The sequence below is a fragment of the Holdemanella porci genome (assembly GCF_019052655.1).
In the GTDB taxonomy this organism is placed as follows: domain Bacteria; phylum Bacillota_I; class Bacilli_A; order Erysipelotrichales; family Erysipelotrichaceae; genus Holdemanella; species Holdemanella hominis.
Genome location: NZ_JAHQVB010000025.1, coordinates 22,092 through 30,149 on the forward strand (window position 1 = coordinate 22,092; position 8,058 = coordinate 30,149).

Consider the following 8,058-nt stretch of genomic DNA (forward strand, 5'->3'; position numbering starts at 1 on the left):
GAATTATTACTATCTAGCGGTAAAATCTCACTTCCAGTCTTCTGCTTGTTATGATTTATTACTCAGAAAAATCCAACAAAGCCTGCTGCACCCGCTGCAGCAATTGCGGATGGTCCACAGAACATACACCCTGTACATCCTGCACATAATTTACATCCGTTTCCCATTGGTGAAATACTAGGATTCATGGCATTTCTTCCTTATGTATATTCTCGACTTTGTTATCGAGTGACTAAATTATATATTAGCTTTACGACATTTACATGAGTAATTACTGCAATGTTCTTAGATTATGTCGATTATGCCATTAAGCTTAATCATTAAAAGCTTTATTTACTACTATAAATATAATATTCCTATTTCCATTTATTCCCCTCTAAATTCAAGATCATATCTTTGGAATGCGATTTCGAAATCTTTACGTCTTCTTCTTGCAACATTTATTTCTTATCCATTTATATTTATTGTTCCTTTTTTATAAGAATCAACATTCATTAAATTTACAATGCCGCTCTTACTAATTCTTATAAATAAATTTCTATCCAACATGTCTTCCAGTTGCACGAGTGAACAATCTCTTCGCATTGTTTTGCTTCCTAATTTCTATTCACATCAATTCTGAGAAAGCACTTTTTCTTTGTGTTCCAATTTCTTAAAAAGAAGCTGCCAGAAAATCATATCTTCTGGCAGCTTCTTTGAAATTCAGTATTTGTTAATGTGCAACACTCATGCTCTCATCAATCCATTTCTGTACGACATCGACGCCAATCTTAACGGCTTTAGCAATCTTGTCAGCAGGTAAACCCATCTCTGCAAGGGCAATCGTTGTCTCTTTTGCTTTTTGCATTTCACCGCTTTCAATACCTTCACTGTAAATCTGTTCCATCTCACGGCACATGAATTCCACCCCTTTCTGTGTTTCCTTCAATTCGTATACTCTGTCAGCAAGTATCTTACTGTGCATATCTTCTGCATTCTTACAGTGAAGATCATGCATCAGTCTGCCTAATTCTGTATCCTCTTGTTTCTTAGAATTTACATAGATAATATGAGCTTCATCCTTAAAATTCTCACTGACTTCTTCGATTTTCCTGTCTATATGATAAATCGGAAGTCCGTATCCAAGTGCATCGTCTCTGGTGATAAAAATCACGTAGCTTTCCGGAAGTTCATCAAAATCCTGTCCTGGATTTAATGTGTTCATATCCATCAGACCACTATGATACCTTGCTCTTTTGGGAGATGCCCCTTCGTTGTCCTGTTGGATTTCTACATCCATCTGCTTGCCTTCAGAATCTCTGGCAACACAGTCCAGAATAGCTGAACGCCCCTGCAAATTCTTATAGTCTTTCTGCAGAACTTGATCAATCACTTTCAGATCCTTTTTATTCATAATTACCTGCAGAACATATTCTGTACATTCCCGTTTCTTGAATACATTCCGCATAAACACATCGCTCATGATGGTAAGGTCTTTTAAGATACCCTTGTATCTTTCGTAACGTGTTTCCAATTCTTCTGTTTTCACGATTTCTTCTTTCGCCACGTCCATTCTCGCCTCCATTCTTTGCTATGTCAGGATAGGTTCCTAAATGTCTCCTATCCCAATTTCATCTTAACATCAAAATCAGCTTTTCACAAGCCACTATTTTATCCTACACCACTTGAAAACAATAATTTCCAATCAGTTTCATCCAACTATTATATTTATTCTTTTCACACACCTTTCGGCAAATTTCATTTTCCATCAATACACAGAACATCTTATCATAATCAAATGCCCAGACAGCACCATTCACATGGTTTTCCACTGCTTTCTGATCTATGTGCTTTAAGCGTGTGACCATTTTTTCAATTTCTCCATTTCCCAAGTTACCGATATTTTTACAGATAAACCGAAAGAAATTCAACGTTGCATATTCGTCATGCCAATGGAATTCTTCTGGATTGTTTTTAATTTTACTGGCTCGCTGCTGTTCTTTGATTATCTGATCAGCTACACCCTTCATCGAATCTTCGTATCTCATATTATTCACCTACTCTTCCTCAACGCCCAGTGATGGTTTAAATCTTTTATCTTTTGCCTGCGGTACCACTATCTCATAAAAATAAAATCCTAAATATCCAAGTGCCTGCTTCTTCATTTTATAAAAAGAAGTCCTGCCTACGCCTAACTCCTGCTGTACTTCCACATCTGTCTTATTATAATGACTGCAAAAGCAGGAATGAAGAATCTCACTGAGCATCACACCATTCGGTGCATAGAACTTTACCAGTGTCATTCCACGATAGATCATATCTGACAAGCCGTAAATAATCATCAGGTTATTCATTTCCCGGTGCATCTTTGGCACATTCAGCTGATTGTTATAAATGCTCAGATAACTCAACGCATATGCCATATCTTCATTGATTTTCTCCTGGCACTCCATATCCAATTCTTCTAACACAATCTGATTTTCCAAAATCAATTTCTGATAGCTTGTCATCAGTTCCTTGATATCTGTATAATGTCTCTCCATCGTTACTTCCAGATAATCCTGTGCATGGCTTGCCATCTGGAAGGTAATCTCTTTCATTGATTTAATTGCATAATCTCTGTCTGTCATCAGTTTCAAAATCTCCTTATCATCATCACACTAACTGGCGGTCTTTCAGACCAGTTCGCTTTCCCCATGATTTTGATGGGAAGCAATTACTTACTACAACTTGCAGAAGCGGATATCCAAAAGGCATTGTGGGAGCTGCCTTTGCTGACCGGAATCCATCTTCTTATGTAAAACCTACAGGAATATAAAGGGAAAGTGACTATCCCTGCCGGTTAATAATCCAAATAATATCGTCTATACCAATCTCTCCTTATGCTGTTTTTCTCTCCATAAACCATTTATCCACTTCATAAAACAAATGGCTTTCCTGTCCCTGTATCATACAGGTATACATCATTCCTACACCGCCTGCCTTTCTGCTGGCACATCGCTCAATTTTCAAAATTCTGTCAATGTTATATTTTTTTCCATCTTCCCAGGTGAAAAATATAGGAACCAGTTTTCCGTCTTTCCGAAACTCTGCCACTACATCTACATACACTTTATTCATACCGACACCTCACTATAAGATCTCTATTGCTCTTGGCGATGCCGGAATCCTTCGGATATATCCGTTTTGTTCCAACTGCTTAATTCTGGAAAAAGCAGATGACGTTGATCTTACTCCGATCAGTTTTCCAAATTCCCGAACTGTCGGCGGATATCCATGCTCCTTCGTATAATTCAAAATGCACTGATAGCTTTCTTCCTGTTTTCTGGTTAATGTCTGTTTCAAATCTATCCCTCCCATTATCCATGAAAATAACTGTGTGGATGAACTGTATGTGTACCAGCGTCCAAGTGGGATAAGACTTTATCCTGATACATAACTGCTCTCTGTATACTGAAATAACCAAACCGTCGTCTGATCTCATCTACAGTGCGATCCATCTTTTCCAATTTTTCCTGTTTCTCTTGATTACCAAAAAGTTCCAACTGGACGGGAATATCATCCAACACAAGATCTACTGCTCGAATACCAAGGCTTCTGATTGGATGCTCCCATTTATAATAATCCTTAAACAATTGAAATGCTGCTGTAACAATCTCATCTGTTATATTTGTTGGATGATGTAATTGTTTCTGCCTCGAAAAACGAAACAAGCCATTGTCTCGGACCGTAATTTCTATCGTTTTGCATTTAAAACCATGTTTTCTTAATCTTGCTGCAACGCTTTCTGCCAGTGCCATCTGAATGATCCAGACATCCAGATCATCTTCTAAATCTCTTGGAGTTGTGGTACTATTACCAATTGACTTCACCGGAGCTGTATACCCATCTTTGCAAACTGGATCATCGTCCCAGCCATTTGCAAATGACCATAACACAATTCCCATCTTTCCAAAATGGCTTTCTAACATTGCTTCATCACTTTCTGCAAGTTCCCCAATGGTTCGAATCCCCAGCTTCTGAAGTTTCTTCCGAGTCTGTCTTCCAACATAAAGCAGATCCGATGCAGGAAGCTGCCAAATCATACTTTTATAATTCTCCCGGTTAAACTCTGTAATCGCATCTGGCTTTTTGTAATCTGAACCAAGTTTCGCATAAATCTTATTCCAGGAAATTCCAATACTTACCGTTACACCCAGTTCGTATTTAATCCGATGGCTGATTTCTCTTGCAATCGTTATTCCGCTTCCTTTCAGATTTCTACTGGCTGATACATCCAGCCAGGCTTCATCAATCCCATATGGCTCAATCTTGTCCGTATACTCCGAATAGATTTCTCTTGCCATCTGTGAAAATCTCAAATACAAGTCCATCCGTGGTGGCACAAAAATGATTTCCGGACAAATCTGTTTTGCCTGCCATAATGCCATTCCGGTCTTTACACCTTTTCGCTTTGCAATATAATTTGCTGTCAGCACAATTCCATGTCTGGCTTCCGGATCACCGCCAACTGCAAGAGGCATTCCGGCAAATTCCGGGTGATGCAGCATTTCCACACTTGCATAAAATGAATTCATGTCGCTATGAAGAATTGTCCTGTCTCCCATTAACTCCACCACCTTCTCTCTGTTTGGTTTATTGTCTTATCAATTTCTGTATGCTTAGTATATATCTCCGTATTGGAGATAGTCAAGCGACATCTTGGTCGTATTATCTCCTTTTCGGAGATTTTTCTTGATTTTTGATTTTATTCGGGTTATAATGCATATAGAAAAATCAAAAAGAAATGAGGCGAACATATGCGTGCTTTCGGAGAAGTATTAGTAGAAAACAGAAAAAGGAAAGGCTACTCCCAGGCGGATCTGGTGGACTTACTTGCTCAGGAAGGAATTGAAGTTACTACGAAAGCAGTCTCCAAATGGGAGAATCTAACAAGAGAACCCTCCTTACACACAATCCTGACAGTTTGTCAGATTTTAGATATTGAAGATATATACGAAGAATTTTTAGGTGAAAATCCATTTGATCATGTCATGGAAAATTTGAATGAAGACGGCAAAGCTAAGATTATTGAATTTGCCAATCTTCTGCGGGCGTCCAGAAAGTATCTTCCGCATAGAGCCGATATCATTCCATTTGAAAATTATCAGCCGATTGCAGTAGAGCCAGCTTCTGCCGGTACTGGAAATTATATTGAAGACAGTGTAAAAGAAAGTTACAATGTCGGTCATCTCGCACCTGAAAAGACGGATTTTGGAATCCGTATATCTGGTGACAGTATGGAACCAATGTATCATACCGGAGATGTTGCATGGGTTCATAAACAAGACAGTATCTCCAACGGTGAAATCGGTATCTTCTATCTCAATGGCAATACCTATATCAAAGAGCTACATGACGGTCCGGATGGAGTTTATCTGGTTTCATTGAATGAAAAGTATCATCCAATCCAGATTTATGAATCTGATTCTTTTAAAATCTTTGGGAAAGTAATCGGAAAATGCAAAGGAGCAGAAATCCCTGGTTTTCATTAAAGATCAACTGCAGACTTCTAGCCTGCTCTTGCTGAAAATAATAAAGGAAGTGATAAAATGGCAATTAACAACACACTTAAAGATATCCGTGAAGAACGAAATCTCGTTCAGGCAGATCTTGCAAAAGCTGTCGGTTCTTGCAGTGATACCATCGGACGCATTGAGCGTGGTGAGCGAAATGCCTCTCTCGAAATTGCAATCCGTCTGGCACATTATCTGAAAATGCCAGTAGAAGAGATTTTTCAAATTGAAGACTGAACCGCAAATATCAGAAAACCGAGGACTGTTCCCCGGTTTTTCTTTTTCGCTAAACTATTTAGAGTCCTTTTACAAACTCAACTGCATTTTTTATATCTTTTCCATCTGGATGTCCTTTTGCTATACCACCCACCAGTTTAAATGGGCCAAATGTGTCATAGCCCTTGCATCCGAATTTTCCGATTGCTGTAGAATGCTTCTTGCCCAAAATCTGCTCTATGGATTTATAATTCGCACTTCCACCATAAGTACAGATCAGAAATACCCCTTTGTCGTCCGGTAGATTCTTCTCTGCAAATCCCAATATCGACTGATGAAATTTTGAAAAATAGATTCCTGATGCAAACCCAATCGTATCATAACTGCTCAGATCTGCATCTGGCTGTTTTACAGCATCAATCAAATCAACCTGACACTCTTCTGCAATGCTCTTTACTAATTTCTCTGTGTTTCCATGATGCACAGATGAATATACGATTACCTTTCTCATCATTCTTCCTTTCCTCTATTCCCATCAATCATATCATAGCTCATATCCAAAAAATCTAATGTCTTTGCTTCACTTACTGAACCATCCAGTAAAATTGTGATCCAGTGCTGTTTGTTCATATGGTATCCTGGCAAAAATCCAAAGGTCTGAATAATCATACTTGTCATTTCCGGATCACATTTTACATCCATAATATCGACAAATTCATTTCCTTCTAATCCTAGTTTGCATTTTTCAACGCTCATGACCACAGCATACCATTTTCCATTCTTATGTCGCAACACAGCATTATCTGGTGATTGTGCCCATAAATACTCCGGCATCGTACCATACTGTTTCTTCACATATTCAAAAATTTCTTCTTTCTTCACAATCTATTCAACTCCTGATTCTCCTGATATCCTGCCCATAATCATACCATATTTTCACTTCCCGTGCTACCTGCCAAATTCTTTTGCATTTTCCCGGTTCTCCTGACTTTAACTAATAGAGGGGTAAAACAGCAAGGACAGGAAGTGAGGATACACTTCCGGGAAATCCCAATTTAGGGTACCCTGCCCTAAATTGAAAAACGTTGAAAGCAACGATACTACTGTCCTCTCAGAAAGGAGAACCCACCAATGGCTGAAAGAAAGAGAAACAAAGAAATCCATTTTTATGTCACCGAAGAAGAAAGGAAGCTTATACGCAGGAAGATGATAGAATCAAAAACCAAAAACATGGGAGCTTATCTGCGTAAGATGGCAATCGACGGTTACATCGTCAACACCGATACCACCCCACTGAAGAAACAGTATGAGGAAATGCACAAGATTGGTGTAAATATCAACCAGATTGCAAAAAAGGTAAATACCACCGGAGATCTATATCCAGAAGAAATGCAAGAATTGAAAGAGATGGTGAAAGAATTATGGCGTATCTTAAAATCTTCCCCATTAAGGTAACTGACAAGAAAGCTCTGGACTATATTACAAATCCAGATAAGACAGATGAAAAACTGTTAGTTTCCAGTTTTGGCTGTTCCCCGGAAACTGCAGATCTTGAATTTTCTATGACAAGAGAAATGGCAAAAAAGAATGGAATGGATAAAGGCGATAACCTGGCATTTCATCTGATCCAATCATTTAAACCTGGAGAAGTTGATGCCGAAAATGCCCATCGCTTAGGTCAACAATTTGCTGACGAAGTGCTGAAAGGAAAATATGAGTACGTGATCAGCACACACGTTGACAAAAATCATATTCACAATCATATCATCTTCAACGCTGCAAGCTTTGTTGATCATCACAAGTATGTTTCCAATAAGCGGAGCTACCATAAACTCTGCAGAATCAGTAATCGTATCTGCCATGAAAATGGACTTGCCACCAGCATGCCAACCGGAGAAAAAGGTACAAGCTATAAAGAGAACATGGAATATCATCGTGGCACCAGTTGGAAAGCCAAGCTACGTGTCGCAGTTGATAAATCAATCTGGACTTCCATCAACTATGAGGAATTTCTGCAAAAGATGCAGTTAGCCGGATATGAAGTCCGGCAGGGAAAGCACCTGTCCTTCCGTGCACCGGAGCAGAAGAACTTCACTTATATGAAATCTCTCGGAAGCTATTATTCCGAAGAAAATGTTCGCATCCGTCTGGCTAAAAATCGTAGCAAAGTAAAAACTCCAAGACATCTGTCCAGAGAAGCTCGCTTGTATATCAATATCTCCACTTATGTCACAACTGGAAATCGAGAGGGATTTGAACGATGGGCAAAGCTCAATAATCTAAAAGAGGCAGCCCGCACCTTCAACTA

General features: G+C 38.9%; 14 protein-coding genes. 4 read left to right on the plus strand and 10 right to left on the minus strand.

The features are described 5' to 3' along the window. Positions 1–62 precede the first annotated feature (62 nt). The 8 genes from KTQ83_RS12520 to dinB form a co-directional block, all read right to left on the minus strand. Positions 63–188: a hypothetical protein gene (locus tag KTQ83_RS12520; RefSeq protein WP_015529879.1), complete on the minus strand. Its 126-nt coding sequence runs from the start codon at positions 186–188 to the stop codon at positions 63–65. A 259-nt stretch (positions 189–447) separates the two neighbouring features. After that, on the minus strand, positions 448–585 hold the full coding sequence (locus tag KTQ83_RS12710; RefSeq protein WP_015529878.1) for a LytTR family transcriptional regulator DNA-binding domain-containing protein: 138 nt from the start codon (positions 583–585) through the stop codon (positions 448–450). 127 nt (positions 586–712) lie between these two features. Continuing rightward, complete coding sequence (locus KTQ83_RS06200) at positions 713–1,552, minus strand: PD-(D/E)XK nuclease family transposase (protein WP_138344136.1); 840 nt, start codon at positions 1,550–1,552, stop codon at positions 713–715. A gap of 103 nt (positions 1,553–1,655) precedes the next feature. Next, complete coding sequence (locus KTQ83_RS06205; RefSeq protein WP_138344140.1) at positions 1,656–2,027, minus strand: hypothetical protein; 372 nt, start codon at positions 2,025–2,027, stop codon at positions 1,656–1,658. A gap of 9 nt (positions 2,028–2,036) precedes the next feature. Further along, positions 2,037–2,609, minus strand: a complete 573-nt coding sequence (locus KTQ83_RS06210; protein ID WP_054335622.1) for an ArpU family phage packaging/lysis transcriptional regulator — start codon at positions 2,607–2,609, stop codon at positions 2,037–2,039. Positions 2,610–2,859: 250 nt separating this feature from the next. Further along, complete coding sequence (locus KTQ83_RS06215; protein WP_138344135.1) at positions 2,860–3,099, minus strand: hypothetical protein; 240 nt, start codon at positions 3,097–3,099, stop codon at positions 2,860–2,862. 12 nt (positions 3,100–3,111) lie between these two features. Next, the gene (locus KTQ83_RS06220) at positions 3,112–3,339 is read right to left on the minus strand and encodes a LexA family protein (RefSeq protein ID WP_171030277.1); all 228 of its coding nucleotides are present in this window, start codon (positions 3,337–3,339) and stop codon (positions 3,112–3,114) included. Further along, a complete protein-coding gene (gene dinB / locus KTQ83_RS06225) occupies positions 3,339–4,586 on the minus strand; it encodes a DNA polymerase IV (protein ID WP_138344134.1) in 1,248 nt (415 codons plus the stop codon). Before dinB ends, KTQ83_RS06220 begins: the two co-directional genes overlap by 1 nt. 192 nt (positions 4,587–4,778) lie before the next feature. Between dinB and KTQ83_RS06230 the strand changes: the two genes are divergently transcribed. Next, on the plus strand, positions 4,779–5,513 hold the full coding sequence (locus KTQ83_RS06230; protein WP_117457278.1) for an XRE family transcriptional regulator: 735 nt from the start codon (positions 4,779–4,781) through the stop codon (positions 5,511–5,513). A 57-nt stretch (positions 5,514–5,570) separates the two neighbouring features. Beyond that, the gene (locus KTQ83_RS06235; protein ID WP_054335619.1) at positions 5,571–5,771 is read left to right on the plus strand and encodes a helix-turn-helix transcriptional regulator; all 201 of its coding nucleotides are present in this window, start codon (positions 5,571–5,573) and stop codon (positions 5,769–5,771) included. A gap of 58 nt (positions 5,772–5,829) precedes the next feature. Here the strand turns inward: KTQ83_RS06235 and KTQ83_RS06240 are convergent, their stop codons facing one another. Together KTQ83_RS06240 and KTQ83_RS06245 are read right to left on the minus strand one after the other, a co-directional pair. Further along, positions 5,830–6,264, minus strand: a complete 435-nt coding sequence (locus KTQ83_RS06240; protein WP_217256255.1) for a flavodoxin family protein — start codon at positions 6,262–6,264, stop codon at positions 5,830–5,832. Further along, on the minus strand, positions 6,261–6,632 hold the full coding sequence (locus KTQ83_RS06245) for an MmcQ/YjbR family DNA-binding protein (protein ID WP_054335618.1): 372 nt from the start codon (positions 6,630–6,632) through the stop codon (positions 6,261–6,263). The genes KTQ83_RS06240 and KTQ83_RS06245 overlap by 4 nt, the downstream gene beginning before the upstream one ends. A 249-nt stretch (positions 6,633–6,881) precedes the next feature. On the opposite strand from KTQ83_RS06245, the gene KTQ83_RS06250 reads away from it, so the two are divergent. Beyond that, positions 6,882–7,205 carry a MobC family plasmid mobilization relaxosome protein gene (locus tag KTQ83_RS06250; protein WP_015528451.1) on the plus strand — a complete coding sequence of 108 codons (324 nt, stop codon included), beginning with the start codon at positions 6,882–6,884 and terminating at the stop codon, positions 7,203–7,205. Beyond that, on the plus strand, positions 7,172–8,058 hold an 887-nt coding region (locus KTQ83_RS06255; protein WP_217256256.1), incomplete at its 3' end, for a relaxase/mobilization nuclease domain-containing protein. The genes KTQ83_RS06250 and KTQ83_RS06255, both read left to right, overlap by 34 nt.

Bases quoted from the DNA above. Each gene is read 5' to 3' on its own strand.
- KTQ83_RS06220 (WP_171030277.1), bottom strand. From the start codon at position 3,339: ATGGGAGGGATAGATTTGAAACAGACATTAACCAGAAAACAGGAAGAA.
- KTQ83_RS06205 (WP_138344140.1), bottom strand. From the start codon at position 2,027: ATGAGATACGAAGATTCGATGAAGGGTGTAGCTGATCAGATAATCAAA.
- dinB (WP_138344134.1), bottom strand. From the start codon at position 4,586: ATGGGAGACAGGACAATTCTTCATAGCGACATGAATTCATTTTATGCA.
- KTQ83_RS06210 (WP_054335622.1), bottom strand. From the start codon at position 2,609: ATGACAGACAGAGATTATGCAATTAAATCAATGAAAGAGATTACCTTC.
- KTQ83_RS06230 (WP_117457278.1), top strand. From the start codon at position 4,779: ATGCGTGCTTTCGGAGAAGTATTAGTAGAAAACAGAAAAAGGAAAGGC.
- KTQ83_RS06240 (WP_217256255.1), bottom strand. From the start codon at position 6,264: ATGATGAGAAAGGTAATCGTATATTCATCTGTGCATCATGGAAACACA.
- KTQ83_RS06250 (WP_015528451.1), top strand. From the start codon at position 6,882: ATGGCTGAAAGAAAGAGAAACAAAGAAATCCATTTTTATGTCACCGAA.
- KTQ83_RS12710 (WP_015529878.1), bottom strand. From the start codon at position 585: ATGCGAAGAGATTGTTCACTCGTGCAACTGGAAGACATGTTGGATAGA.
- KTQ83_RS12520 (WP_015529879.1), bottom strand. From the start codon at position 188: ATGAATCCTAGTATTTCACCAATGGGAAACGGATGTAAATTATGTGCA.
- KTQ83_RS06200 (WP_138344136.1), bottom strand. From the start codon at position 1,552: ATGGACGTGGCGAAAGAAGAAATCGTGAAAACAGAAGAATTGGAAACA.
- KTQ83_RS06235 (WP_054335619.1), top strand. From the start codon at position 5,571: ATGGCAATTAACAACACACTTAAAGATATCCGTGAAGAACGAAATCTC.
- KTQ83_RS06215 (WP_138344135.1), bottom strand. From the start codon at position 3,099: ATGAATAAAGTGTATGTAGATGTAGTGGCAGAGTTTCGGAAAGACGGA.